Here is a 26,236-nt window from a genome sequence, read left to right on the forward strand (position 1 = left end):
GGCCGTCGGGGCGTTGTCGTTTTCGCGGCGGCATGGCGCGTGCCGCGCCAACCGCGCCGGGTCGTCAGAGCACCGCCTGGCCGGCCCCGGTCAGGACGGTGATCGTGTCGGTGGGCCGCAGGTCCGCCAGCGTGATCGTCAACTCCGGCTGGTTGAAGTCGCCATTGCCGTGGGCGTCGATCAACAGCTCGACCTGGCCCTGCGCATCGACGCCGCGGCGGATGAAGCGGTCCTCACCGCCGGCGGGGACGCCGCGCAGCAGCTGCGTCAGGTCGAGCCGGTCGCCCTGGGCATTGCTGTAGTCCAGCACCGTGTCATGGCCGGTCTGGCCGGCCTGCCAGCGGAAGGTGTCGGCGCCGCCACCGCCGATCAGCACGTCGTTGCGCGAGCTGGCAACGATCACGTCGTTGCGCTGGCTGCCGATGACCATCGTTTCCAGGTGGTCGCCGCTGTGCTGGAACTCGCGGCCATCGAGGATCAGCCGGTCCCCCGCGTCCATCTGCACGACCAGCGGCGCATCGCCGTTGGCCGCCAGCGTGGCCGAGGTCAGCGTCAGCGTGTTGGCCGCGCCGTTGTCCATCCACACCTGGGCCAGGCCCTTCACGCCGCCGGAGAAGGCGCCGAAGTCGAGGCTCGCGTCGCCCGAGACGTACAGCGCGTCATGACCGAGCAGGCCGTCGATGCGGCTCACCTCGCGCTCGCCCGAGTAGGTCAGCACGTCGTTGCCGGCGGTGCCCAGCAGCGACTGCACGGCCGGCGTGGCGGTGCCGTCCTTGTCGAGGAAGACGAGGAACTCGTTGTACATGGCCTGCTGGTAATAGGCGGTGTCGGTGCCATTCGCCCAGTTGCCGTGCCAGCCGAGCTTCCACTGCGCACTGGTCGGGAACTGACTCGGCAGCGTGCCGTCGGAGGCCACCCGGATTCCCTCCTCGAAGATGACCTGCTTCGCATCGACGTAGTTCAGCGAGGCGGTGCCGGCGCCCGCGTTCCCGGCGTGGGCCTCGAAAACGACGTCATTGGCATGGCCCAGCAGCGCATTGCTCGACGGCAGCGGCTGCACGAGGCGACCATCCCCGCTGGCTGTCATGACGTCGAAGTAGTAGTTGTTCCAGGCGGGGTAATGGCTGCTGAGCCGGTCGTTGTCGGTGCCGCCCAGGTTGAACAGCGTGCCGAAGCCCGTGCCTTCGGACTGGACCTTGGTGTAGACCGCCACGCTCCGCCAGTCGTCCGCCGCGACGCCGTTGGCCACCATGTAGTCGTTGTTCTTGCCGTTGCGACCGTTGTTGAAGCTGATGGCGGCTGAGCCATCGGCGCGCTGCACGACCTGTCCCGCGTCGACGATGACGCCCTGCCTGGCCAGGTCCGTCTGCGTCATGTCACGCCCGTTGCCGGACTGGTCGTACCACTGCGTCACGAAGCCCTTGTCCGAGGCGCCGCGGCCGACGAAGTCGAGCAGCGCGGTGCGGTCGAGCTCGCCATTGAGGTCGAAGCCGATGTCCTGCTCGGCGTTGTCGGAACCGCGCCGCACCCGGATCGCGAAGTCGTTCTGGTGCGGGTTCAGGTCGCGCAGGCCGTAGGCCGCCTGCAGCCGGTTGACGTCGATCTCGTTGATGTTGCCGATGCCCAGGCCGTCGGCGATCCGTCCCGCCGTCGCGTCCTCCAACCGGACGACGACCTTCTCGTTCACCTCGCGGTAGTGGTCGCCGTTCACCGTGAAGCGGACCAGCTTGCTGGTCTCGCCCGCGGCGAAGCTGAGCAGGCCGGTGCTGGCGCCGCTGAAGTCGGCGGCCGAGGCGAGGGTGGCGCCGCTCGATCCGGCCGAGCTGGCGCCGCGGTCCACGGCGAAACGGACGCTGCCCGCCTCGCTCAGGTCGCCGTCGCGGGTGACCATGAACACCATCTCGCGGCTGCCGTCGGTGCCTTCGATCACATGCGAGTCGGAGATGCTGTACGTGGCGCCCGCGGTCACGCTGTCGGCGGTCTTCACCGTCACGTTGCCCGCCAGGTCGGCCGACGTGACCCGCACGTGCACCGGGTCGCCGGCGTCGAAGCGGTGGCGTTCGCCCGCCACCGGCGTGGCCGTCGCGGTGTCCACGCGCCACTGGCCGGCGGCGTCGGAATGGGTCACGTAGCGCAGCTCGTAGCCGTTGGCGATGTTGTCGTCGGTGTCGATCTCGACGGTCACCTCGACCCGCGCGTCCGTCGTGCCGGACAGCACCGGACGGGGCTGGACCGTGTCGCCGATGGCCACCACGCTGGCCGGCGGATGCGTGTCGACGGTGAGCTCGAGCGCGCCGGAGGTCAGGCCATCGGCCACGGCGCCGAAGCGGTACACGCCGTCCTCGAGCCCGGCGCCGGCGAGCAGCAATTCCCATCGGCCGTTCCCGTCCGCCACGACCGTGCCCATGACTTCGTTGCCGGCCATCACGCCGTCGCCGTCGGCATCGAGGAACACCGTGACCGTCGCTCCCGCCGCGGCGTAGCCCTTGAGGATCAGCGGCGCCGCGGCGGAGCCGTTGGCCGAGGTGACGCCGTCGTACGGCGACAGGCCGGAGTCGCTGTCGCGGCTGAGCAGGATGGCGGGCGTGCCGGCGGGCCGCACCTCCAGCGTCACCTGCGAGGCCACGGCGCTGACGTTGCCCGCCAGGTCGGTGGCGGTGATCTCGACATGGCGTGTGCCCACCACGGCGCCCGCGCCCGCGCTGTAGGCCAGCTGCTCCAGCAGCGCGCGCGTCATGTCCGCGGTGAGCGTCATCGACGGGACGACGGTGAACAGCACCGTGCCGTCCGGCGAGCGCTCGCAGGTGATGCCGTAGCGCAGTCCGGGCGTCGAGGTGGTGGCCTCGACGGACGAGGCGGTCCCCATGCTCAGCATGCCGGCGGTCTGTTCCGGGTCGGCGCGGTCATACAGGCCGAAGCGCTCCAGGCGGTCGGCGTTGGCGGGGTCGTCCGCATCGGTCGCGACGAAGGCGCCGCCCACCTCGCTGCTGAAGCGGAACTGGAGGCGGACGATGCCGTTGGCCTCGGTGATCTCGGTCTTGGACGGCATCGCGAGCGGGAAGGCGATCGGCAGGCCCGGCGACACCGTCACCGTCCGGTCGAGGCCGGGCGCGGGGCCGTTGAGGTCGATGACCGGGGCGGTGCGGTCGACGATGAACAGGCTCGTGGCCGTGCCGGTCCGGCCCAGGTGGTCGGTGACGGTGATCTGGTACGAGCGGGGGCCTTCCAGCGCGAGCGGCGAGGTGTCGATCAGCCGCAGGGAGTCCAGCAGGGCCTGCGTCTGCGCCAGGCTGGCGGCGGAGCCGTCGGCCAGCACGAACTGGTAGCGATCGGCCAGCGCCATGGCGCGCCACTGGACGCCGGCCACGGTGATCGTGAGATCGACCTGGCCCAACTGGGTAATCACGCCGCCGTCCAGACAGCCGAGATGGTCGTCCGGGCTGACGCTCTCGCCGCTGATGTCGATCGTCACCTGCTGGAACGTCGCGTCCGGATTGGTGTGGGACAGCGTACCGCCCGGCGCCAGCAGCGGCTGCGGCGTGACGAGGTCGTGGATCACCGTCTCGGTGTCGACGCCGGCCAGCGCGCCGTTGAGGTCCAGCGAGGGCACATGGTTGTCCATCACCACCGACACCTGCGACTCGGCGCTGACGTTGCCGGCGAGGTCGACCACGGACAGCGCGATCACGCGCTCGCCTTCGCGCGGGCGACCCATGGTGTTGCTCAGGCGGATCGCGTTGGACAGCGCCGCGGCGTCGGAGCCGGTCAGCGCGGTGCCGTCGGAGCGCCAGATCGACAGGCTGGCGGTGTCGGCGTCGTAGCGGTAGGAGAGGCCGGCCAGGCCGCCGATCTCGATGTTGTCCCTCGCCGTGCTGACGTCGAGGTCCAGGGCCTGGTCCAGCTGGAGCTTGTCGTTGATCGGGTCGAATCCGACGCCGGTGATCCGCACGCGCAGCGCGCTGAGGTCCTGCGCGGTCAACGCGTCCTGCGTCGCGGTGAGGGCGACGCCCGGCGCCAGCTGGAAGCGGTCAACGACGCTGGTGACCGTCGTCTGGAGCCCTGCGGTCGAGGAGAGATCGAGATCGTCCGCGCGCGTCTGGAGGACGAATCGCAGCGTGGTGATCTCGCTGGCCCCTTGGGCATTGATCTGTCGCGCCAGGACGGTCTGCGCGCCGTCCTGCGTGAACTGCGAGGCGGGGATGGTGTCGTCTTGGCCGTCCTGCCAGGTCAGGCCCAGGTCCAGGCTGAACTGCCAGGTCGCCTTGTCCGCGAGGCCGGAGATCCTCACGCGCGCGTCGTTGGTGTGGAGGTCGGTGGCGGACAGCCCGGAATCGTGAACCAGCGCGAGACGGGGCGCGTCCGGGGGAGGGACCGGATCGACCGGATCAACCGGATCCACCGGATCCACCGGATCAACCGGATCAACCGGATCAACCGGATCAACCGGATCCACCGGATCGACCGGATCCACCGGATCGACCGGATCCACCGGATCGACCGGATCGACCGGATCAACCGGATCAACCGGATCAACCGGATCAACCGGATCAACCGGATCAACCGGATCAACCGGATCGACCGGGTCAACCGGATCGACCGGGTCAACCGGATCGACCGGGACAACCGGATCGACCGGGTCGACGGGATGAATCGGATCAACCGGGTGATCAGGGTCGGAGGGAACAACGGGATCCACCGGTTGCTCGGGTCTGACGGGGTCCACCGGCGGCATCGGATCGGAGGGAAGCTCCGGGTCGGCCGGATGGACCGGCTGTTCGGGCTCGACCGGGACGACCGGGTCGGCCGGCGGCCGGGGGACGTCGGGGGGGCCCGGATCGACGGGGGGCTGAGGATCGGATGGGCGCGGCGAGTGATCGTCACCGGCACCGCCGTGGGTGCCGCCACCGCCGCCGCCACCGCTCGCGGCCGCCGCGATGCTGGCGCCCATCAGCGCGACACCGGGCCAGACCCAGCCGCCCTCGGCTGGGCCGGCGGACGCCGCCGCGACGGACCGCGGCGTGTCCGCTTGCGCGCCGCCGCAGTCGGCGGCGTTCGATGCGGCGCTCTCCGGCGACGTGGCTTGGGGGAGGCACTCGGCCGGCGCCGGCGCGTCGCTTGCGGCAGCGGCCTCGTCGCTGGTGGACGCTGCAGTCGCGGTCTCGGCCTCAGCGGCGGGCGTCGATTCGTCGTCGGCCTCGCGTCTCGGGCGCGGCAGCGGGCGGTTTTTCTCCGGGGTGGACGACGGCGGGAGGGCGCGCGGATGCGGCGCGGTGGCCGGCGAGGCGGGGAAGGTGGGGGACGTGGTAGCCGGTTCGGGCTGGCTGGGCGAGGGGGTCGGAGCGGCGTTCATGGCGACTAGCACGGATGGATGGAATGCCGGCAGTCTCCGAGGTCCGAACCTGAGGGGCGATGGCTGAAACGGGTGTGATTCCTGTAGCTGAATAGCAGGTTCATGTCAGTCATGTGGCCCCGCCATGACTTGAAGAGGTGGGTCTGCGCCGATTGCTGTCGCCGAGCGCTAGCCTGATGAAGCCAATCCTCAGGCGTTTATGCTTCCGCCTTCCCCCGGACGGGGCGGCTTCGGACGGAATGGACATGGCGATCGGCGAGCGGGGCGAGGGCGGCGGCAAGGGCAGGAGCGGGCGGACGCGTCCCGCGGGCGCGCGGCGCGGCGGTGGCGCCGTCACCCGGACGGCGCTGTCGCCGCAGGCGCGTTGGGAGCGGCTGGTGATGCGCCGCCCCGGGCTGGCCTTGCCGCGGCTCCAGCGCCTGATCGCGCGCGAGGACGAACCGCCTTTCCAGGCGCTGCTGGGCGCCTTCTTCATCCTTGAGCGCTGGGGCCGCGGGCCTGAACTCCAGGCCGAGCTGGAGCGCGCTTTGGCGCGCGCGCTGCAGCACCGCCTGCTGGAAGAGGCCGCCGAGCTCAGCGAGGCGCTGGGCCGCATGCATTACCAGCGCGGCGACTACGTCCAGGCCTGCAACGCCTGGAGCCAGACCCTGGAGCTGGCCGACGACGAGACCCGCTGGGCCTGCCTGGCCCGCATCGGCCTGGCGCACCTGTGCTTCGCGCTGGGCGACTGGGCGCGCGGCGGTCGCGTGCTGGACCAGGCCGAGCTGCACTACCCGCAGCTGGGCGACGACCCCTACATGCGCTCCAAGATCGCGCTGAACCGCGCGGTGTCGCTGCGCGCGACGCAGGGCCCGCAGGCCGCGCTGCCGCGCCTGGACGAGGCCCGCGCCGACGCGCGCGCCGTCGGGCACCGCGACTACGAGGCCGAGGCCATGTGGCATCACGCGCGCTGCGCCCGCGACAGCGGCGCCCTCGACCACGCGCTGGCGCTGGCGCTCGAAGCCGAGGATCTCTCGCGCCGCAGCCGCTATCGCTGGCTGCAGGCGCAGACGCTTTTGCTGGTCAGCGAGCTGCGCCGCGGTGCAGAGGCGGTGGCGGCCGCGCAGCAGGCGCTCGCGCTGGGCGAGGCGATCCAGTCGCGCTCGCTGCAGGCGGCGGCGCATGGCCGGCTCGGGCAGTTGATGGCCGAGCAGGAGCAGCTCGGGCCGAGCTGGTACCACCAGCAGCAGCGGCAACGCCTGGAGGCGACGCTGGGCCAGACGGAGTTGCCCGCGCGCCTGGAGCAACTGGCGCGCTTCGACACGGACCCGCATGGCGCGGAGGGGCTGCTGCTCGCGCTTGGCCGGTCCTCCGCCGTGGTGGCCTCCATCGCCGAGGTCGAGGCGCAGTGGCAGCAGGCGCGGCCCCGTTTGATGGAGGCGCTGGCGCTGACCGGACTGGAACTGCGATGGACGACGGGCGGCCTGGCCGGCGGGCGGATCGAGCGCAACGATCGCTCGTCGCAGCTGCTGACCTTGCGCGACGCGAGCGGCGGGGCGGTCGGCGCGCTGGTGCTCGAACGCGCCACTGGCGCCGTGTGGTCGCGCGCCGATCGCAGCCGCGCTGAGCGGCTCGCGGGGTGGCTGCAGCGGCTGATCGCGCAGCTGCCGCTGCCGGGCGCGACCGCCGCCGCCATCGAGACGGTCGACCCCGCCGAGCAGGCCCGGGCGCTCGTGGCGACCCTGGAGCGCCTGTCCGGCGAGACCGACGCCGCGGTCCAGGCGGCCGGGCTGCCACAGGCGCTGGCGCTCGCGCGGCGGCTCGCCGCGCGGCTCGGCTGAGGCGCCCCGTCACGGCCGCGGCGGGCGACCGCGCCGCAGCCGCGACGAGCGCTTCAGACCACCGCCTGGCCCGCGATCACGAGATGGAGCGGGTCGCTCGCCCACAGCGCGGCCGGCGCGATCGTCCGGCCGTCGTCGCCGATGCCGCCGTCGTCCGGTCCGTCGATCAACAGCTCAGCCTGCACGCGTGACGTGACGCCGCGGAGGACGCGTGCCTCGACGCCTTGCAGCCGGTCCAGGTCGACCACCGGGAGGCTGCCGATACCCAGGCCGTCGTCGATCCGACCGTGAACCGGCGCCTCGAGCCGGATCCCGACCTCCTCGATCACCCCCCGCTCGCCCTGGACGGTGAAGCGGATCGTCTTGACGGTCTCGCCGGCCGCGAAGCTCAGCAGGCCGGCGCTCGGGCCGGAGAAGTCGATGCCACCGGCCAGCTCGTCGGCGGATTGGCTGGCCGTCGTGGACGCGCGGTCCACCGCGAAGCGCACGCTGCCCGCCTCGCCCAGGTCACCGCTGCGCGTCACCGTGAACACCAGCTGGGTGGTGCCGTCCGCTCCGTCGACAAGCTGCCCGTCCGAGAGGCTGTACACCGTATCCGCAGCGACGGCGCTCGCGGTCCGGGTCGTGACGTTGCCCGCGCGATCGGTCGCCAGCACGCGCAGGTGGACCGTGTCGCCGCCGTCGAATCGACGCGCCGCTCCCGCGACCGGTGTCGCGGTGGCCGTGTCCAGCTGCCACCGCCCGTCGGCGTCCGCGCGCGTGAGGTAGCGCACTTCGTAGCCGTTGTCGAGGTTGCCGTCGGTGTCGAGCTCGACGGTGACGCTCACATTCGCCTCGGTCTTGCCACCCAGCACCGGGCGGGGACGCACCGTGCTGCCGATGTCGATGACGCTGTCCGGCGCGCTGGCGTCGACCGTGACCGCCAGGAGCGCCGATGTGAAGCCGCTCGCGACCGCGCCGAAGCGATGCGTGCCATCCGCGAGCGCGGCGCCGGCGAGCGTGTATTGCCAGCGGCCGGTGCTGTCCGCCACCACCGTGCCCAGCGCCTCGCCGGCCTCGAGTAGGTCGTTGTCGTCGGCATCGCGGAACAGCGTCACCGTCGCGGCGGCCGCGGCGAAGCCGGCGAGTGTCAGCGGCGAGGCCGCGCTGCCGTTGGCGAAGGTGAGTTCGTCATGGGCCGACGCACCGGTGTCGCTGCCGCGGCCGAGCTGAACGACCGGCGTGCCGATCGGCTTCACGTCCAGCGTCGCCAGCGTGGGGACGATGCTGACGTTGCCGGCGCGGTCCGTCGCGGTGATCTCCACCTGGCGCACGCCCGGGACCTGGCCGATGCCGCATTTGTAGGCCAGACGCTCGAGCAGCGTCTGCGTGACGTTCTCGGTCAGCGTCATGTTCGGCATGATGGTCACGACCACCGTGCCGTCGCCGGGACGCGTGTAGACCATGTCCATCAGCAGGCCCGGGAACCAGCCCACCGCCGAGTGGCTGAATGGCTGCCCGAGGTTGTCCATGAAGAGGAGCTGGTCCGGCTTGTCCAGGTCGTAGAAGCCGAAGATCTCCGTGTCGCCGCGCAGGTTCGGCGGGTAGTTGTTGGTGGGCGCGAGCGCGCCGGCGACCGCGCTGGTGAACTTGAACTGCAGTTGGACGACGCCGCTGCTCTCGGTGACCTGGCTCCGGGTCGGCAGGCCGAGCGTGACGCCGATGGGCACGCCCGACACGGCCGTCAGGCTGGCATCGAGCCCCGGCGCCGCGCCGTTGAGGTCCAGGACCGGCGGCGTGGTGTCCAGCAAAAGGACGCTGGTGGCCGAGCCGGTCCGGCCGAGGTGATCGGTGACCGTGACCTTGAACTGCCGGGGGCCTTCCTGCGGCTGCGAGGCGACGCTGCCCAGCGTCAGCGATTCGAGCAGCGCCTGCGTCTGGGCTGCGCTGGCCCAGCTGCCGTCCTCGAGGCGGAACACGAAGCGGTCGGCCGCGCGGCTCGCGTGCCACGCGGTGCCGGCCACGGTGAAGGTGTTGGCGGCCTGATCCAGCGCGGTCACCGCGCCGCCATCCCGGCTGCCCAGGACGTCGTCCCGGCTCGCGCCGGCGCCGCCGGCGTCGATCGTCACCTGCTGGAAGCGCGCGTCGGGATTGGCGTGTCGCAGGCCGGCCCCGTCCGGCAGCAGGGCACGCGGTGCGGTCAGCGTGCGGAAGGCGATGTCGGCGTCCAGGCCGGGCCGGGCGCCGTTGAAGTCCAGCGTGGGGACGCGGGTGTCCACCATCACCGACACCTGCGCGTCGGCGCTGACGTTGCCCGCCACGTCGAGCAGGCTCAAGGTGACGGTCCGTTCGCCGTCGCGCGGCCGGGTCTGGAGGTTGTTCAGGCGGATCGCGTTGGTCAGCGCGGCGGCGTCGGAGCCGGTCAGCGCGCTGCCGTCGGCGCGCCAGATCGCCAGCGACGCGGTGGCCGCGTCGTAGCGGTAGGCCAGGCCGTCCAGGCCGCCGATGCGCACGCCCTGCGCCTGGCCGTCGCGGCTCAGGTCCAGGTCGCGGTCCAGGCGGAGGCGGTCGTTGAGCGGATCGAAGCCATCGCCGCCCAGGCGCAGGCGCAGTTCATGGAGGTCTTGCGGGGTCAGGGCGGCATCGGTGGCGGTGAGCGCGACACCGGCGGCGATCGTGGCGCGGTCGACGATGCGGTGCAGCGCCGACTGCGGGCCGGGCTGCGACGAGAGGTCCAAGTCGTTGGCGTGGGTGTAGAGGGCCAGGCGCAGCGCGCTGAGCCCGCTGCTGCCGTGGGCATTGGCTTGCCGCGCCAGCACCGTGTGCAGGCCGTCGCGGGTGAACAGCGCCGCGTCCACGCTGTTGCCCTGCCCGTCGTGCCAGGTCTGGCCGAGGTCCAGGCTGAACTGCCAGTTCGCCTCGGGCGCCAGCCCGGTCACGATCACCTGCGCGTCGCGGGTGCGGTGGTCCACGGCGGACATCCCGGAGTCCTGCGCCAGCGCGAGCCGGACAGGCCCCGGGCGCAGGGCGGGATCCGGCTCGAACGGGTCGACGGGCGGCGTCGGATCCCCGCCGGGCTGAGCGGGCTCGGAGGGCCCTTCGGGGCGGGTGGGGTCCTCCGGCAGCGGCGGTTCAGCCGGGCGAGACGGGTCCTCGGGGTGGCCCGTGTCCCCCGGACGAGTGGGGTTCCCGGGCTGCGAGGGATCCTCCGGATGGGAGGGATCCCCAGGCTGCGAGGGGTTCGTCGGGTCGGTGGGATCCGTAGGCCGGGCCGGGTCCGTCGGGCCAGCGGGATCGGCCGAATTGCCAGCATTGCCAGAGTTGCCAGAGCTACCGGAGTCGCCGGAGTCGCCGGAGCTGCCGGAGCTGCCGGAGTTGCCAGAGCTACCGGAGTCGCCGGAGCCGCCAGAGTTGCCGGAGCCGCCGGGGTCTGAGGGGTTGGCGGGCGACGCGGGCTCCCCCGGCGTCGCCGGGTCCGTGGGCCGGCCCGGCCCGATGGCATGCGCCGGAGCGAAGGGGGCGTCATCGCGAGTACCGCGCAGGCCGCCGGCCATCACCCCGAACGCCCAAGGCGTGATCAGCCCGGCGCCGGGCCAGATCCAGCCGATGACAGGACCGCGGTCGTCGTCGGTTGCCGCGCTGGACGTCACCTCGGACCTCGTTCCGCAGGGGACGGCGGTGTTCTGGGCGTCGATGTCGGCGTCGGCGTTGACCGGCGCCGGCGTGTCGAAGGCGGGAGCGGGGCAGTCGGGGATCGTCGTGTCGGACGCCGGGGCCGTTGCAGAAGAGGCCGGCGACTGCTGTTCATCGCTGTTGGCCGAGGGGGCCACCCCCTCATCCGCCGGACGTCCGGCGCGAGCGGCCCTCGACGTGGGGGCGCCTCGAGTTGGCGGCAAGGTCGCGGTCGGAGACGGCGACGGCGACGGCGACGGGGGGAGGGGCGAGGCGGTCATCGCGGCCGAAGCGGCCGGCAGGGAGCGGGGATCGGACATGGGCAAAGGGGGTTCACCAAGGAAGCCCGCAGTGTTCCGGGCCGAAACCGCCCGATCGATGACCGGAAACGACGTGAGATTGGCGGTCCTTAGCAAAGCCGAGTCGGTCGAGGCCCGCAGAAACACTGCTCCGGAAGGGCGAGGCGGTGAACCGGCGCGCGCGAGCGCCTCACCCGGGCGCACCGGACGAGGGCGTCGGCGCGCAGGGTCAGAGGATCTCGTCGACCAGCGCCTTGCCCGCGACGGCGCCCGCCGCGAGGTAGGCGCCGACGCTGCTGCCGAGCTCGCCGGCCTCCTTCATCACGGTGCTCGCGCCGCTGGCCACCGCGTCCTTGACCTCGCCCGCCAGTTCCGCCACCTCGGACGCGCCGCTCGAGACCGCGTGGCCCACCGCCTTGGCGCCGTCCTCCAGCGCCTGCAGGCCTTCCTCGCTCCAATGGACGACGCTGCTCACCGCGTTCTCGCCGCCTTGCCAGGCGGCCTGCGCCAAGCCGATCGCGCCGGCGGCGACGCTGCCGTACTCGCGGGCGTTGATCTCGAAGCTGCCGCTCGGCCGGTTGACGAGTTGGCGCGACGCGACCGGCGCGGCGCCGGTGCCGTTGATCTGGGAAACCGTGGTCATGACCCCTCCAGGGTGTGTGCTTGGTGAGCCCATTCTTCCGGCGGCCGGCACGGCGGATGCCCACATGAGCGACCAGGGCCGACGGCTCTACAAACTTTCTATATTTCCTGCCGCACATCTGCCGGCGCCCTTGTGCCGCGCTTGTGAACAAGCGTTGCGGGACTCGGCGCCGCTCATGTCGGAAACCGCAATGCGCCCGTTGTTGTCGACTGTTTGTCCCGCTCGTCCGCATCCATGTCGGCCGCGTGCCAGGCCTGGCATGCGCCGGTCGCGCCATGACGCTGGGATATGCTTGCCCGCTATGAGCGAAGTGCCTCTCGCCCCTGCCGCGATGCCCCCGGCGGCCGCCGCCGACACCGACGCCGATGCGTCCGCGCGCCCCTACAAGATTCCCGAGTCGGTGCTGGTCGTGATCCACACCCCGGCGCTGGACGTGCTGATGCTGGAACGCGCCGACCGGCCCGGTTTCTGGCAGTGCGTGACCGGCTCCAAGGACCGCCTCGACGAGCCGCTGGTCGAGACCGCGAGCCGCGAGGTGCTCGAGGAAACCGGCATCCGCGTGCAAGACCTGGCCCCGGGCGCGCTCGACGACTGGGGCCTGGTCAATGTCTACGAGATCTATCCGGTCTGGCGTCACCGCTACGCCCCGGGCGTGAGCCGCAACACCGAACATGTCTTCGGCCTGACGGTGCCGGCCGGCACCGCAGTGACGCTGGCGCCGCGCGAGCACCTGCGCTACCGCTGGCTGCCCTGGCGCGAGGCCGCCGATCTGTGCTTCTCGCCCTCCAACGCCGAGGCCGTGCTGCAGCTGCCCGCGCAGCGCGCCCGCCGGGCCGGGAGCGCCGCATGATCCGCCGCACCCCGCGCCACGCGGCCGTGGCCAATTCCGCGACCACCGACACCTCGCCCGCGGACAGCGTCGGCCGGCTGCGGGTGGCGACCTACAACATCCACAAGGGCGTGCGGGGCATGGGGCCGGGCAAGCGGCTGGAGATCCACAACCTGGGCATGGGCGTGCAGGCGCTGGACGCGGACCTGGTGTTCCTGCAGGAGGTGCGGCTCTTCCACCACCGCGAGGCGCGCCAGTTCGAGCGCACCTGGTTCGGCTGGCCGGAGCAGGGCCAGGCGGAGTTCCTCGCGCCCGAGGGCTACGAGGTGGCCTACCGCACCAACGCGGTGACGCGCCATGGCGAGCATGGCAACGCGCTGCTGTCGCGCTACCCGATCGGCGACGTCGGCCACCATGACGTGTCGGACCACCGCTTCGAGCAGCGCGGCCTGCTGCATGTGCCGGTGCAGTGGCAGGGCACGGAGGTGCATGCGGTGGTGGCGCACCTGGGGCTGATCCACGGCAGCCGGGTGCGGCAGGTGCAGCGGCTGGGCGCGTTCATCGAGGACCATGTGCCCAAGGGCGCGCCGCTGGTGGTGGCCGGCGACTTCAACGACTGGGGCGAGCGGCTGGACGAGCCGATGCGCGCCGGCGGGCTGAGCCGCGCGGCGCTGCCGGGCGCGCGGCGCTCGCTGCCGACCTTCCCGTCGCGGGTGCCGGTGTTCTCGCTGGACCGCATCTACACGCGCGGGCTGCGCTGCGTCGACATGAAGGTGCCGCGCGGTCCGGCCTGGGCGCGCATGTCCGACCACCTGCCGCTGCTGGCTGAACTCGTCCTGGAATCTTGAAGCGGCCGCAGGAACCCCTCTTCCCCTGGACCCTCGGGTCGCAGCCCAGCTTCTCGGGCGGCAACGCGGTGGGGCTGCTGTGCGGGGGCGATGCGCTGTTCCCGGCGCAGATCGCGGCGATCGACCGGGCCGAGCACGAGGTCTGGCTCGCGACCTACATCTTTCATGACGACGAGGCCGGCGCCGCGACGCTGGGCGCCTTGCGGCGCGCGGCGCTGCGCGGCGTGCGGGTGCGGGTGGTCGTGGACGGCTTCGGTTCCAAGGCCAGCCTGGGCTGGCTGCGCGAGCAGCTCGACGGCGCACCGGTGGCGCTGGCGGTGTTCCGGCCGATCGACCGCTGGTGGAACTGGCTGCATCCCGGTCAGCTGCGGCGGCTGCACCAGAAGCTGTGCGTGGTGGACGGCCAGGTCGGTTTCGTCGGCGGCATCAACGTGATCGACGACCGCATCGACCTGCATCACGGCCGCACCGAGGCGCCGCGGCTGGACTTCGCGGTGAGCGTCAGCGGCCCGGCGGTGCGGGCGATCGAGCAGGCCGCGCGCGCCGTCTGGACGCGGGCCTGGCTGGGGCACGACTTCGGCGACGAGATGCGCGCGATGATCCGCAGTGCCTCGCCGGCGCGCCGTGCCAAGCGCCTGATGCGCCGCATCCGGATGCCGCGCGGCGAGCACCGCCGGCGGGACCCCGAGCGCCTGGCGCCGGTGCGCGTGGCCTTCGTGCTGCGCGACAACCTGCGCCAGCGCCGCACGATCGAGCGCGCCTATGTCGAGGCGATCCGCGGCGCGACCGCGCGGGTGGACCTGATCACGCCCTACTTCTATCCGGGGCAGCGCTTCCGGCGCGCGCTGAAGGACGCGGCCCGGCGCGGCGTCCAGGTCAGGCTGCTGCTGCAGGGCAAGGTCGATTACAAGATCGCGGCGATGGCGGCGCATGCGCTCTACGACGAGCTGCTCGGCCACGGCGTGCAGATCTACGAGTACACGCCGGCCTTCCTGCATGCCAAGGTCTGCGTCGTCGACAACGACTGGGCGACGGTGGGCAGCTCCAACATCGATCCGCTGTCGCTGCTGCTCAACCTGGAGGCGAACATCGTGGTGCGCGACGCGCCGTTCGCCGGGGACGTGGCCCGCGAGTTCGACGCGGCGGTCGCCCGCTCGCGGCGCGTCGAACATCCCGAAGGCCGCGGCCTGCGCGGCGTGCTCGGGCGCGCGCTGGTGGCGTGGGTGGCCTATGTCTACCTGCGCGTGGCGGGGCTGACCGGGCGGTATTGAGCGTTCGTGCGGGAGGCCAAGCGCGGGCTCTCCACGATGCAGGGGGCATCGCGTCCGCGAACCCCCAGCATCATTCCGGCCCCACTCGCAGTCGTGGGACACGACGATCCTCGAACCGAGGACTGAGTCAATAGGTGCCTTGGCCCTTGGGCATCGGAGGACGGACCTCGACAGGGAACGGATCCCGCTGCTGACGATTGCCGTCGCGCGGCTTGGCGTTGAACTGCCGGTCGACGAAGCGCAGCATCGGCTCCACACGCGCCGCCCAGCTCGCTTCATCATGCGTTGCGCCCTCCGCCTCGAGGTAGGCGATGTCTCCGCTGGCCCAGCCGCGCGCGTACAGCACGCCACGCAGCTTGCGCAATTGCCGGATCGCCTCGGCCCCTTCGCCAGTCCCCATGTCCAGCCACAGCTTCGGACGCGGCACCGACATCGGCAGCGGTGTCTTCTGCGCATCCCGAATCGGGAATTCGTTGTCCCACCACAGCGAGGGCGACACCACCAGCGCCGTGCCGAACACGTCGCCGTGATGCACCGCCAGCCACAGGCTCATGATCCCGCCCAGCGACGATCCGCCCACCGCCGTGTGCGCCGCGTCCGGCAGCGTGCGGTAGCGCGCGTCGATCGCGGGCTTGAGCTGCTCGATCAGGTAGCGCGCGTAGGCCGCCGCCTGGCCGCCCTGCGTGTGGCCGTCGCGGCTCATCGCGGTGGCGGTGTACTCGTCGATGCGGCGCGCGGTGTTGTTGACCGCCACGATGATCATCGGCTGGACCTGCCCGTCCACCGTCAGCCGCTGCGCCGTCTCGTCGACCTGCCATTCGGCGCCGGCTGCCGCCGCGTCGAAGACGTTCTGCCCGTCGTGCAGGTAGAGCACCGGATAACGGCGCTGCGTGTCGCGCTCGTAGTTCGGCGGCAGCCAGACCTGCACGCCGCGCGCGCCGACGAAGCGCTCCGGCAGCGGCTCCAGGCGTTCGATGGTGCCGGCGCGGCTCAGCGAGATCGGCGCGCCCGGCGCGTTGAACGCACGCGTGACGCGCACCTCGTCCGACACCAGCTCGATCGCGCGGTTGCCGCCGGTCTCCCAGCCCGCGTCGCCTTCGCCCTGGCCGGGGCGCTCGATGCGGAACTTGTAGGGCACGGTGCCGCCGGGCGGCACGCGCTCGAAGCTCGTGGTGACGCTGTACCAGCCGTCGCGCCCCAGCCCGGCGGCCGGCGCGATCAGCGAGCGCGTCCAGCTCAGCGGCGCGGCGCCGCCACGCACGCCCACCATGTCGCGGGCCGGATCGAAGCGGCCGGCGGCGATCTCCTCGCGCAGGTCGATGTCGAAGACGACCCGGGTCGCAGCGAAGGCGCGCGGTGCGACCAGCATCGCCGCCATCAGCAGCAACAGCGCGGCAACGAAGCGGACAAGCGCGGGCGAGGGGCGAGCCGGCGCGCGGCCGGCGGAAACGACAACGGCGCGCGGGAGGCGCGCCGTGGAGGCGGTGTGAGGCATGTGGAACCCACCAGGTGAGCCGGACGGTCAGGCCGCCGTCCGGCGGGTCGGCGGCGGGCCGGGCCCGCCGAGGCCTCGGATGTTAGTCCAGCACGACCAGCTCGGTGCGCGCGCGCAGCAGCGCCGCGGGACCGCGCGGGCCGTCGTCGTTGACCAGCGCGAAGGCGCGCTCGATGTCCGGCGCCAGGTAGTGGTCGGTGGGCATGGCGGGGCAGCGCTCGCGCAGCAGGGCGTGCATGTCCTCCAGCGGCGCCGAGCTGCGCAGCGGGCGCAGGAACTCGATGCCCTGGGCCGCGGCCAGCAGCTCGATCGCGACGATGTGCGCCGTGTTGTCGAGCATCGGGCCCAGGCGGCGCGCGCCGAAGGTCGCCATCGAGACGTGGTCCTCCTGGTTGGCCGAGGTCGGCAGGCTGTCGACGCTGGCCGGATGCGCGAGCGACTTGTTCTCGCTGGCCAGCGCCGCGGCGGTGACGTGCGCGATCATGAAGCCGGAGTTGAGGCCCGCGTTCTCGGTCAGGAAGGGCGGCAGGCGCGAGACGCCGGTGTCGATGAGCATGGCGATGCGGCGCTCGGCGATGGCGCCGACCTCCGCGATCGCGCAGGCCAGCGCGTCGGCCGCCAGCGCGACCGGCTCGGCGTGGAAGTTGCCGCCCGAGATCATCGCGGCCGGACCCTCGGCCGGCGCGAACACCAGCGGGTTGTCGGTGACCGCGTTGGCCTCGCGCAGCAGCACGTCGCGGACGTGGCGCGACTGGTCCAGGCAGGCGCCCATGACCTGCGGCTGGCAGCGCAGGCAGTAGGGGTCCTGCACCCGGTCGTCGCCATCGCGATGCGACTGGCGGATCGGGCTGCCGGCCAGCAGCGCGCGGTAGGCCGCGGCCGTCTCGATCTGGCCGGGCTGGCCGCGCACCTCATGGATGCGGGGATCGAAGGGGCCGTCGCTGCCGCGCGCGGCGTCCAGGCTCAGCGCGCCGCTGACGACGGCGGCGGCATAGACGGTCTCGAAACGCAGCAGGCCCTCCAACGCCAGCGCCGTCGAGGTCTGCGTGCCGTTGATCAGCGCCAGGCCCTCCTTGGCCTCCAGCACCAGCGGCTTCAGGCCGGCGCGCTCCAGCACCGCGAGCGCGGGCTGGCGCTGGCCGTCGACCAGCATCTCGCCTTCGCCCATCAGCGCCAGCGTCATGTGCGACAGCGGGGCGAGGTCGCCGGAGGCGCCCACCGATCCCTGCGCCGGCACGTAGGGCACCAGGCCCGCGTTGAAGGCGTCCAGGATGCTCTGCACGACGGACTCGCGCACCCCGGAGAAGCCCCGCGCCAGCGAGGCCGCCTTGGTCGCCAGCATCAGCCGCACGACCGGCGGCGCCAGCGGTGCGCCCACGCCCACGCAGTGCGAGCGGATCAGGTTGCGCTGCAGCGCGGCCAGCTCGTCCTTGCCGATGCGCTTGGAGGCCAGCTTGCCGAAGCCGGTGTTGACGCCGTAGACCGGATCGTCGCCGGCCGCGGCGGCCTGCACAACGGCGGCGCCGCGGCGGATCGTCGGCCAGGCGTCGGCATGCAGCGTCAGCGTCACGCCGCCGGCGCGGATGCGGCGCAGCTGGTCCAGCGTCAGCCGGCCGGGGATGAGTTCAAGGGAAGTCGTCATGGGAACTCGGTTCGAGAACGGATTCGTGGATCGGGGATCGTGGATCGACCAGGGCGGCGGGCTCAGCGGCCGAGCATCGGCAGCTTCAGGCCGCGCTCCTGCGCGGTCTGCTGCGCGATCTCGTAGCCCGCGTCGGCATGCCGCATGACGCCCGTGCCGGGGTCGTTCCACAGCACGCGGGCCAGGCGCTTGTCGGCGGCTTCGGTGCCGTCGCAGACGATCACCACGCCGCTGTGCTGCGAGTAGCCCATGCCCACGCCGCCGCCGTGGTGCAGCGACACCCAGGTCGCGCCGCCGGCGGTGTTGAGCATCGCGTTGAGCAGCGGCCAGTCGGAGACGGCGTCGGAACCGTCCTTCATCGACTCGGTCTCGCGGTTGGGGCTGGACACCGAGCCGGAATCCAGGTGGTCGCGGCCGATGACGATGGGCGCCTTGAGCTCGCCGGTGCGGACCATCTCGTTGAAGGCCAGGCCCGCCTTGTGGCGCTCGCCCAGGCCCAGCCAGCAGATGCGCGCCGGCAGGCCCTGGAAGGCGATGCGCTCGCGCGCCATGTCCAGCCAGCGGTGCACGCCGGCGTGGTGCGGGAACAGCTCCTTGATCTTGGCGTCGGTCTTGTAGATGTCCTCCGGATCGCCGGACAGCGCGACCCAGCGGAACGGGCCGCGGCCCTCGCAGAACTGCGGGCGCACGTAGGCGGGCACGAAGCCGGGGAAGTCGAAGGCGTTCTTCACGCCCTGGTCGAACGCGACCTGGCGGATGTTGTTGCCGTAGTCGACGGTGGGAATGCCCATCGCCTGGAAGTCCAGCATCGCCTGCACATGCACCGCGCAGCCGCGCGCGGCGGCGGCCTTCAGGTCGGCGTGCTTGGCGGGATCGGCGGCGGCGGCCTTCCACTGCTCGACGGTCCAGCCCACCGGCAGGTAGCCGTTGATCAGGTCGTGCGCGGAGGTCTGGTCGGTGACCAGGTCCGGCTTGATCGCGCTGCCGGCCTTCACCCGGGCCACCAGCGCCGGCAGCACTTCCGCCGCGTTGCCCAGCAGCGCGATGGAGACGGCCTTCTTCTCGGCCGTGTACCGGGCGATGCGCGCCAGCGCGTCATCCAGGTCGCTGGCCTGCTCGTCGACGTAGCGGGTCTTGAGGCGGAAATCGATGCGCGACTGCTGGCATTCGATGGTCAGCGAGCAGGCGCCGGCGAAGGTCGCCGCCAGCGGCTGCGCGCCGCCCATGCCGCCCAGGCCCGCGGTCAGCACCCAGCGGCCGACCATGTCGCCGCCGAAGTGCTGGCGGCCGGCCTCGGCGAAGGTTTCATAGGTGCCCTGCACGATGCCCTGCGAGCCGATGTAGATCCACGAGCCGGCCGTCATCTGGCCGTACATCATCAGGCCCTTGCGGTCCAGCTCGTTGAAGTGTTCCCAATTGGCCCAGGCCGGCACCAGGTTGGAGTTGGCCAGCAGCACGCGCGGCGCGTCCACGTGCGAGGGGAAGACGCCCACCGGCTTGCCGGACTGGATCAGCAGGGTCTCGTCCTCGTTGAGGTTCTTCAGCGACGTCAGGATCTGCTCGAAGCAGTCCCAGTTGCGCGCCGCCTTGCCGATGCCGCCGTAGACCACCAGCGCATCGGGGTTCTCGGCCACGACCGGATCCAGGTTGTTCTGGATCATCCGGTAGGCGGCCTCGATCAGCCAGTTCTTGCAGGTGAGCTGCGTGCCGATCGGGGCACGGACGGGACGGGGTTGGGCGTGATGCGCGTGGCTCATGGCGGTTCCTTCTCGGGAGGCTCGGGATCGTGTGGCGTGAGGGGGCGTGGGGTCAGCGGCGGCCGGGGGCCGTCTCGCCGTCGGGATAGATCATGGTGGCGGGCACGCGCATCGTGCGGCGCGCCAGCGGGTAATAGACCAGCGAGGTCAGCACCAGGCTGACGATCCAGGAGATGTCGGCGCCGCCCAGCCAGTCGGCGATCGGGCCGCGGTACAGCTTCTGGTTGAGGAAGGGGATCTGCACGACCACGCCCAGCAGGTAGCAGCCCAGCGCCATCGCGTTCCAGGCGCCGTAGCGGCCCTGCGGGTCGTAGAGCGCGGGAATGTCGACCTTCTCGCGCGAGACCAGGTAGTAGTCCACCAGGTTGATCGCGCTCCAGGGCACGAAGACCGCGAGCAGCAGCAGCACGAAGTTCTTGAAGTGGTTCAGGAAGTCGGCGCTGGCCAGCACCGCGATCGCCATCGAGGCCAGCACGAAGCCCAGGATGGTCGCCGCGCGGGCCGCCGCGCCGATGCGCAGCGACGGCCGGAAGGCGCCCAGCGTGGTCAGCAGCGTCATGCAGCCGCCGTAGGCGTTCAGGCAGTTGACGGTCAGCTTGCCGGCGACGATCACCGCGTAGATCGCCGCGGCCACGGCCGGCCCGGCGAGCTCGCCCATGAAGCCGACCTGGTTCTTCAGGAATCCGCCGCCCGCGGCCGCCACCAGCACGCCGAAGGTCATCGCCAGCTGCGCGCCCAGCACCGTGCCGGCGAAGGTGGTCCAGAAGGTGCGCGCGGTCGAGGTGCCGGAGGGCAGATAGCGCGAATAGTCGGCCACGTAGGGCGCGAAGGTCAGCTGCCAGCCGGCCGACAGCGCCATCGTCAGCAGCAGCGAGGCCATGGTGAAGGGCTTCTGGCCGAAGACGGCGCCCACGTCCTGCTGCTGGAACAGCCGCAGCGCCAGGTAGCCGAAGCCCAGGATGCCCAGCACCGTGGCGATGCGACCGACGACGTGGATCAGCCGGTAGCCCACGGTGGCGATCAGCGCGGTCAGCCCGCCGAAGATCGCGATGCCCACCAGCGGCGACTCGGCGCCCAGCAGCAGGTTGATCGCCTGGCCCGAGAGCACCGTGCCGGTCGCGGCGAAGCCCAGGTACATCACCAGCGTCAGCAGCAGCGGCAGGGCCGCGCCCTTGACGCCGAACTGCACCCGGCTGGAGATCATCTGCGGCAGGCCCAGCCGCGGTCCCTGCGCCGAATGCAGCGCCATCACCGCGCCGCCCAGCAGGTTGCCCAGCAGCAGGCCGACGATCGCCGTCAGCGCCTCCGCGCCGAAGACGATGGCCAGGGCGCCGTCCACCACCGCGGTGATCTGCAGGTTGGCCGCCATCCAGAGGCTGAACTGGCTGCCCGGGCTGCCGTGGCGCTCGCGTTCGGGCACGCGGTCGATGGTGCGCGTCTCCAGCAGCCGGTCCGCCGGGGCGGACGCGCCGGCGCACGACGCGGCGGAAATCGATACGGTCATGGATGTCTCCTGGGCGCCGTCGTGCGTGTCGCATCTGCTGGCGGGATGCGGCGGACTCTAGTTGTCTATACAAGTACAGTCAAGTAGGATGCGACCCCATGGCGACGAAGTCCTCGAGCTCTCTTCCGGCCTCCGCGTTGAGCGGTGCGGGCGGCCCCGCGCCGCAGTACCTGAAGGTCAAGACGCACCTGCGCGAAGGCATCGCGGGCGGGCGCTGGCGGCCGGGCGAGCGCCTGCCGTCGGAGGCGGACCTGACCGAGACCTTCGGCGTCAGCCGCATGACGGTCAATCGCGCGCTGCGCGAGCTGCACCAGGAAGGCCTGGTCGAGCGCGTGCAGGGCGTGGGCAGCTTCGTGGCGCAGCTGCACCGGATCGCCTCGACGCTGACGGTGCGCGACGTGCATGAGGAAATCGCCGCGCGCAATCACCGGCACGAGGCCAGCGTCCATGTCCTGGAGACGATCAAGGCCGATGCCGAACAGGCCGGCCTGCTGGGCGTGCGTACCGGCGCGACGCTGTTCCACAGCGTCATCGTGCATCGCGAGAACGGCGTGGCGATCCAGTGCGAGGACCGGCTCGTGAATCCGGCCTGCGCGCCGGCCTACATGGACCAGGACTTCACGCGCGTCACGCCCACCCATTACCTGCTGGAAGTGGCGCCGCTGTCGGAAGCGCGCTACACCATCGAGGCCGCCATGCCGGTGGCGCTCGAGGCCCGGCTGCTGGGCATGCCGCGCGGCGAACCCTGCCTGGTCGTGAAACGTGTCACATCCAGCCAGGGCCGCGCGGTGACGGCGGTGCGATTGGTGCATCCGGCCAGCCGCTACCTGCTAGAGGGGAGCTTCCAGGCGTGACCCCCGGGTTGACGTTTGGTGACGTGTCCTCATGAGCGAGTCTTCGAGAATCCCGCCCTTCAGCAATAGCCCTGCGCAGTTGGATGACATGAGCTGGATGAGGATCACCGCCGACGAGGTTGCCCCGACCCCGTGGCGCAATGGGGGAGGCCGGACCCGCGAGCTGCTCGCGTGGCCGCACGTCGCGGACTGGAAGGTGCGCATCAGCGTCGCGGACATCGACCGCGACGGGCCGTTCTCGGCCTACCCCGGCGTGGACCGCTGGTTCGGCGTGCTGTCGGGGGAAGGCGTGATCATGCGTGGCCGTGCGCTCAAGCCCAACGAGGGCATGGTCCGGTTTCCCGGCGAGGACGCGCCCGACTGCACGCTGATCGACGGCCCGACGCAGGACTTCAACGTGATGCACCGGCGCGATGCCGGCGTGTTCCGGCTGCAGCCGGCCGACCGGCCGCTGATCCCGCACGGCGCGCGCTGGCTGGGCCTGTTCACGCAGGAAGGCGGCTTGCTGATCCACGGTCACCGCTCGGTGCCGCTGGCGCCCCACACGCTGGCCTGGTGCGAATCGCCGGCCGCGCACAGCTGCGTCTTCGACGACGGCGATCAACATGGGCCGGCCTGGTGGCTGGTCTGGAGCGACACATGACGATGACCTCGACCGCCGCGCCACGCCGCGCCCTGTGGACCCACGCGACACTGGCGACCTTCGCCGGCGAGCGCGACTGGGGACTGGTGCACGACGGCGCGCTGCTGGTCGAGGACGAACAACTGCGCTGGGTCGGCCCCGCGGCGGAGCTGCCGGCCGACCTGCGCGACGGCGTCGCCGACACGCACGACCTGGGCGGTGCGCTGGTGACGCCCGGGCTGATCGACTGCCACACGCACTTGGTCTACGGCGGCGAGCGATCGGCGGAATTCGAGTTGCGCCTGCAGGGCGCGACCTATGAGGAGATCGCCCGCGCCGGCGGCGGCATCCGCTCCACCGTCGCCGCGACGCGCGCCGCCGGCGAGCAGGCGCTGTGGACGCTGGCGGTGGCGCGCGCCCGCGCGCTGATGGCCGAGGGGCTGACCACGCTGGAGGTGAAGTCCGGCTACGGCCTGTCGCTGGCGGACGAGGCGAAGTGCCTGCGGGTGGCGCGCCAGCTGGCCGGGCTGGGCCTGACGGTGCGCACCACCTGCCTGGGCGCGCATGCGCTGCCGCCGGAATTCGAAGGCCGCCAGGACGAGTACGTCGACGCCGTCTGCGCCTGGCTGCCGCAACTCCAGCGCGAGGGCCTGGTCGACGCGGTCGACGTGTTCTGCGAGCGCATCGCCTTCACGCCGGCGCAGACCCGCCGCGTCTTCGAGGCCGCGCGCGCGCTCGGGCTGCCGGTCAAGCTGCATGCGGAACAGCTCAGCGACCAGGGCGGCGCCGCGCTGGCGGCGGAATTCGGCGCGCTGTCCTGCGACCACCTCGAATGGCTGAGCGAGGACGGCATCGCCGCGATGGCGCGGGCCGGCACCGTCGCGGTGCTGCTGCCCGGCGCGTTCTACTTCCTGCGCGAGACCAAGCTGCCGCCGGTCCAGGCGCTGCGCGACGCCGGCGTGCCGATCGCCCTGGCGACCGACCATAACCCCGGCAGCTCGCCGGGCCTGTCGCTGCTGCTGATGCTGAACATGGCCTGCACCTTCTTCCGCATGACGCCGGAGGAGGCGCTGCGAGGCCTGACGGTGAACGCGGCGCGGGCGCTCGGCTTGCCCGACCGCGGGCGGCTGGTCGCCGGCCTGCGCGCCGATTTCTGCGTCTGGGAGGCCACGCATCCGCGCGAGCTGGCCTACTGGTTCGGACGCAACCCGCTGCGCCAGGTGGTGGTCGGCGGCCAGGCGCGAGCGTGAGACAAGCGGCGGACGATCGCGCGACGACGTGATCGCGGCCGCGGCGCGGCGGCCTGTTGCCGTCGCGCGGAGACAAGAGGAACGAGCGATGAAGCACGACGTCTTTGAACTGCGGCGCGGCCGCACCCCGCTGCTGATCAGCATGCCGCACGTGGGCCGCGAGATCCCGGCCGACCAGCATCACCGTTATGTGCCGCGCGCGCTGGGCAGCGAGGACACCGACTGGCACCTGGAGCCGCTGTACGCGCCGATCGCCGAGCAGCTCGGCGCCGGGATGCTGGTGCCGCGCTTCTCGCGCTACCTGATCGACCTGAACCGCCCGCCCGAGGACACGCCGATGTATCCCGGCGCCTCCAACACCGAGCTCTGCCCGACGCGCTTCTTCACCGGCGAGCCGCTCTACCAGGACGGCCTGGCGCCGGACGCTGCCGAGAAGCAGCGCCGCATCGAGCAGTACTGGGCGCCCTACCACCAGGCGCTGCAGGGCGAGCTGCAGCGGCTGCGGCAGGAGCACGGCTTCGCGCTGCTGTTCGAGGCCCACAGCATCCGCTCGGAACTGCCCTGGCTCTTCGAGGGCCGCCTGCCCGACCTCAACATCGGCACCGTCGAGGGCAAGTCCTGCAAGCAGATCACGCGCCAGGCGATCGAGATCGTGCTGCAGGCGCAGGACGACTTCAGCTGGGTCGTCGACGGCCGCTTCAAGGGCGGCTACATCACGCGCCAGTACGGCCGGCCCGAGCTGGGCCAGCAGGCGGTGCAGCTGGAGATGTGCTATCGCTGCTACATGGTCGAGAACGACATGGGCTTCACCGGCTACGAGCTCGACGCGGGCTGTGTCGAGCGGGTGCGGCCGGTGCTGACGATGCTGCTGCAGGCCTACCTGATGGCCAACCCGTCGGCCAACCCGTCCGCCAACCCACCGACCCACCCGCCGCGGAGCGCCGCATGAGCGCCGCCGCCGTGACGCCGACGGCCTTCCACGCGCCGCTGGCCTGGCTGGACGGGCGCTGGCAGGCTGACGTGCTGATGCGCGTGGGCGCCGACGGGCACTGGACCGCGCTGAACGCCGGCGTGCCGGCGCCGGCCGATGCGCTGCGCCTGGGCGGGCCGGTGCTGCCGACGCTGGTCGATGCCCACAGCCACGCGTTCCAGCGCGCCTTCGCCGGCCTGGCCGAGCAGCGCGACAGCGACAGCGACGATTTCTGGTCCTGGCGCGACCGCATGTACGGCGTGGCGTTGCGCGTGACGCCGGCGCAGCTGAAGGACATCGCCGCGCAGCTCTACACCGAGCTGCTGGCTGGCGGCTACACGCAGGTCTGCGAGTTCCACTACCTGCATCACCGCGAGGACGGCACGCCCTACGAGGACGAACACGCGATGGCGCTGGCGCTGGCCGAGGCCGCGCAGGAGGTGGGCATCGGGCTGACGCTGCTGCCGGTGTTGTACGCGCACGCCGGCTTCGCGCACCCGGGACTGCGCGAGACGCAGCGCCGTTTCCGCACCGATGCCGACTGGGTTTGGCAGGCCTGCCGCCGCATCAGCGCCGCCGGGCTGCCGCTGGTGCGCGCCGGCGTGGCGGTGCACTCGCTGCGCGCGGCCCATGAGGCCGACGTGCGCGCGCTGCAGGCGCTGGTCGGGGACGCGGACATTCCCATCCACGTGCACGTCGCCGAGCAGATGCAGGAGGTCAATGACTGCCTCGCGGCGACCGGCCGGCGGCCGATCGATTTCCTGGCCGACTACGGCCTGGATCCGCGCTGGCAGCTGGTGCATGCCACCCACAGCACGCGCGAGGAGATCGCGCGCATTGCCGCCAGCGGCGCGGGCGTGGTGATCTGCCCGGGCACCGAAGGCAACCTCGGCGACGGGCTGGCGGACCTGCCGGGCTGGCTGGCGGCCGGTGTGCCGCTGACGGTGGGCTCGGACAGCCAGGTCACGCGCGGCTGGGTCGAGGAACTGCGCTGGCTGGAATACGGCCAGCGCCTGGGCCTGCAGCGGCGCAACGTGGCGGCGCGGCCGGGGCACCAGCCCTCGACGGCGGCGCGGCTGTTCGATGCCTGCGTCGCGGGCAGCGCGCGGGCGGCCGGGCTGCGGTCCTGGGGCTTGCAGGCCGGGGCGCGGGCCGACTTCCTGGTGCTGGACACGTCGGCCAGCGGGCTGGCGGGCCTGCCGGACGCCGCGCTGCTGGACGGCCTGATCTTCGCCAGCCAGGGCGCCGCCTGGCGCGAGGTCTATGTCGCCGGCCAGCCGCGCTCGATCGACGACGCCGGCCGCCGCGAGCGCTTCCAGGCGACCATGGCCGCGCTCTGGCGCTGACGCGGGCGGGCCCCCCGTTTCCACAGGGTTCCGGGCCGGCACGCCGGCTGCTAGGCTGTTTCCGTTCGGCAACTTCGTCGGGAGC

General features: G+C 72.0%; 17 protein-coding genes. 10 read left to right on the forward strand and 7 right to left on the reverse strand.

Annotation, left to right across the window (positions count from 1 at the left end; genetic code table 11):
- Positions 1 to 64 precede the first annotated feature (64 nt).
- Positions 65 to 4,288, reverse strand: coding sequence for a type I secretion C-terminal target domain-containing protein (locus tag FHT37_RS25740; protein WP_183485391.1), 4,224 nt, complete (start codon positions 4,286 to 4,288; stop codon positions 65 to 67).
- A 45-nt stretch (positions 4,289 to 4,333) separates the two neighbouring features.
- On the opposite strand from FHT37_RS25740, the gene FHT37_RS25745 reads away from it, so the two are divergent.
- Complete coding sequence (locus FHT37_RS25745) at positions 4,334 to 5,359, forward strand: hypothetical protein (protein WP_310739779.1); 1,026 nt, start codon at positions 4,334 to 4,336, stop codon at positions 5,357 to 5,359.
- 230 nt (positions 5,360 to 5,589) lie between these two features.
- On the forward strand, positions 5,590 to 7,170 hold the full coding sequence (locus FHT37_RS23925) for a hypothetical protein (protein ID WP_183485393.1): 1,581 nt from the start codon (positions 5,590 to 5,592) through the stop codon (positions 7,168 to 7,170).
- A 53-nt stretch (positions 7,171 to 7,223) separates the two neighbouring features.
- Here FHT37_RS23925 and FHT37_RS23930 read toward each other — a convergent pair whose 3' ends face one another.
- Positions 7,224 to 10,130 carry an Ig-like domain-containing protein gene (locus FHT37_RS23930; RefSeq protein WP_183485396.1) on the reverse strand — a complete coding sequence of 969 codons (2,907 nt, stop codon included), beginning with the start codon at positions 10,128 to 10,130 and terminating at the stop codon, positions 7,224 to 7,226.
- A gap of 1,219 nt (positions 10,131 to 11,349) precedes the next feature.
- Complete coding sequence (locus FHT37_RS25205; protein ID WP_183489781.1) at positions 11,350 to 11,763, reverse strand: hypothetical protein; 414 nt, start codon at positions 11,761 to 11,763, stop codon at positions 11,350 to 11,352.
- A 331-nt stretch (positions 11,764 to 12,094) separates the two neighbouring features.
- On the opposite strand from FHT37_RS25205, the gene nudB reads away from it, so the two are divergent.
- Genes nudB through clsB form a run of 3 tightly spaced genes read left to right on the forward strand, consistent with a single transcriptional unit; the run spans position 12,095 to position 14,711 of the window.
- A complete protein-coding gene (gene nudB, locus FHT37_RS23940) occupies positions 12,095 to 12,613 on the forward strand; it encodes a dihydroneopterin triphosphate diphosphatase (RefSeq protein ID WP_183485769.1) in 519 nt (172 codons plus the stop codon).
- The gene (locus FHT37_RS23945; RefSeq protein ID WP_091721653.1) at positions 12,610 to 13,440 is read left to right on the forward strand and encodes an endonuclease/exonuclease/phosphatase family protein; all 831 of its coding nucleotides are present in this window, start codon (positions 12,610 to 12,612) and stop codon (positions 13,438 to 13,440) included. Before nudB ends, FHT37_RS23945 begins: the two co-directional genes overlap by 4 nt.
- Positions 13,437 to 14,711 (forward strand): cardiolipin synthase ClsB, encoded by a 1,275-nt coding sequence (gene clsB / locus FHT37_RS23950; RefSeq protein ID WP_221211207.1) that lies wholly within the window; start codon positions 13,437 to 13,439, stop codon positions 14,709 to 14,711. Before FHT37_RS23945 ends, clsB begins: the two co-directional genes overlap by 4 nt.
- 127 nt (positions 14,712 to 14,838) lie before the next feature.
- Here the strand turns inward: clsB and FHT37_RS23955 are convergent, their stop codons facing one another.
- The 4 genes from FHT37_RS23955 to FHT37_RS23970 all read right to left on the reverse strand — a co-directional run bounded on the left by FHT37_RS23955 (position 14,839) and on the right by FHT37_RS23970 (position 21,109).
- Entirely contained in the window at positions 14,839 to 16,206 is a 1,368-nt protein-coding gene (locus FHT37_RS23955; protein ID WP_091721658.1) for an alpha/beta hydrolase, read from the reverse strand.
- 82 nt (positions 16,207 to 16,288) lie between these two features.
- Complete coding sequence (hutH, locus tag FHT37_RS23960) at positions 16,289 to 17,848, reverse strand: histidine ammonia-lyase (protein WP_183485402.1); 1,560 nt, start codon at positions 17,846 to 17,848, stop codon at positions 16,289 to 16,291.
- Positions 17,849 to 17,910: 62 nt separating this feature from the next.
- A complete protein-coding gene (gene hutU / locus FHT37_RS23965; RefSeq protein ID WP_183485405.1) occupies positions 17,911 to 19,605 on the reverse strand; it encodes a urocanate hydratase in 1,695 nt (564 codons plus the stop codon).
- Positions 19,606 to 19,657: 52 nt separating this feature from the next.
- A complete protein-coding gene (locus FHT37_RS23970; protein ID WP_183485407.1) occupies positions 19,658 to 21,109 on the reverse strand; it encodes a cytosine permease in 1,452 nt (483 codons plus the stop codon).
- Between the two features lie 98 nt (positions 21,110 to 21,207).
- Between FHT37_RS23970 and hutC the strand changes: the two genes are divergently transcribed.
- From hutC to hutF, 5 genes are all read left to right on the forward strand, one after another.
- Positions 21,208 to 21,963, forward strand: coding sequence for a histidine utilization repressor (gene hutC, locus FHT37_RS23975; protein ID WP_183485410.1), 756 nt, complete (start codon positions 21,208 to 21,210; stop codon positions 21,961 to 21,963).
- Between the two features lie 88 nt (positions 21,964 to 22,051).
- A complete protein-coding gene (locus FHT37_RS23980) occupies positions 22,052 to 22,606 on the forward strand; it encodes a HutD family protein (RefSeq protein ID WP_175538170.1) in 555 nt (184 codons plus the stop codon).
- Positions 22,607 to 22,608: 2 nt separating this feature from the next.
- A complete protein-coding gene (hutI, locus tag FHT37_RS23985) occupies positions 22,609 to 23,835 on the forward strand; it encodes an imidazolonepropionase (RefSeq protein WP_183485772.1) in 1,227 nt (408 codons plus the stop codon).
- Between the two features lie 88 nt (positions 23,836 to 23,923).
- The gene (gene hutG / locus FHT37_RS23990) at positions 23,924 to 24,784 is read left to right on the forward strand and encodes an N-formylglutamate deformylase (protein WP_091721680.1); all 861 of its coding nucleotides are present in this window, start codon (positions 23,924 to 23,926) and stop codon (positions 24,782 to 24,784) included.
- Positions 24,781 to 26,151 (forward strand): formimidoylglutamate deiminase, encoded by a 1,371-nt coding sequence (gene hutF, locus FHT37_RS23995; RefSeq protein ID WP_183485424.1) that lies wholly within the window; start codon positions 24,781 to 24,783, stop codon positions 26,149 to 26,151. Before hutG ends, hutF begins: the two co-directional genes overlap by 4 nt.
- The last annotated feature ends 85 nt before the right edge of the window (positions 26,152 to 26,236 follow it).

It is taken from the genome of Mitsuaria sp. BK037 (assembly GCF_014193045.1).
In the GTDB taxonomy this organism is placed as follows: domain Bacteria; phylum Pseudomonadota; class Gammaproteobacteria; order Burkholderiales; family Burkholderiaceae_C; genus Roseateles.

Bases quoted from the DNA above. Each gene is read 5' to 3' on its own strand.
- FHT37_RS23925 (WP_183485393.1), top strand. From the start codon at position 5,590: ATGGACATGGCGATCGGCGAGCGGGGCGAGGGCGGCGGCAAGGGCAGG.
- FHT37_RS23930 (WP_183485396.1), bottom strand. From the start codon at position 10,130: ATGTCCGCCGTGGACCACCGCACCCGCGACGCGCAGGTGATCGTGACC.
- FHT37_RS25205 (WP_183489781.1), bottom strand. From the start codon at position 11,763: ATGACCACGGTTTCCCAGATCAACGGCACCGGCGCCGCGCCGGTCGCG.
- nudB (WP_183485769.1), top strand. From the start codon at position 12,095: ATGCCCCCGGCGGCCGCCGCCGACACCGACGCCGATGCGTCCGCGCGC.
- FHT37_RS23945 (WP_091721653.1), top strand. From the start codon at position 12,610: ATGATCCGCCGCACCCCGCGCCACGCGGCCGTGGCCAATTCCGCGACC.
- FHT37_RS23955 (WP_091721658.1), bottom strand. From the start codon at position 16,206: ATGCCTCACACCGCCTCCACGGCGCGCCTCCCGCGCGCCGTTGTCGTT.
- hutH (WP_183485402.1), bottom strand. From the start codon at position 17,848: ATGACGACTTCCCTTGAACTCATCCCCGGCCGGCTGACGCTGGACCAG.
- hutU (WP_183485405.1), bottom strand. From the start codon at position 19,605: ATGAGCCACGCGCATCACGCCCAACCCCGTCCCGTCCGTGCCCCGATC.
- FHT37_RS23970 (WP_183485407.1), bottom strand. From the start codon at position 21,109: ATGACCGTATCGATTTCCGCCGCGTCGTGCGCCGGCGCGTCCGCCCCG.
- hutC (WP_183485410.1), top strand. From the start codon at position 21,208: ATGGCGACGAAGTCCTCGAGCTCTCTTCCGGCCTCCGCGTTGAGCGGT.
- FHT37_RS23980 (WP_175538170.1), top strand. From the start codon at position 22,052: ATGAGCTGGATGAGGATCACCGCCGACGAGGTTGCCCCGACCCCGTGG.
- hutI (WP_183485772.1), top strand. From the start codon at position 22,609: ATGACCTCGACCGCCGCGCCACGCCGCGCCCTGTGGACCCACGCGACA.
- hutG (WP_091721680.1), top strand. From the start codon at position 23,924: ATGAAGCACGACGTCTTTGAACTGCGGCGCGGCCGCACCCCGCTGCTG.
- hutF (WP_183485424.1), top strand. From the start codon at position 24,781: ATGAGCGCCGCCGCCGTGACGCCGACGGCCTTCCACGCGCCGCTGGCC.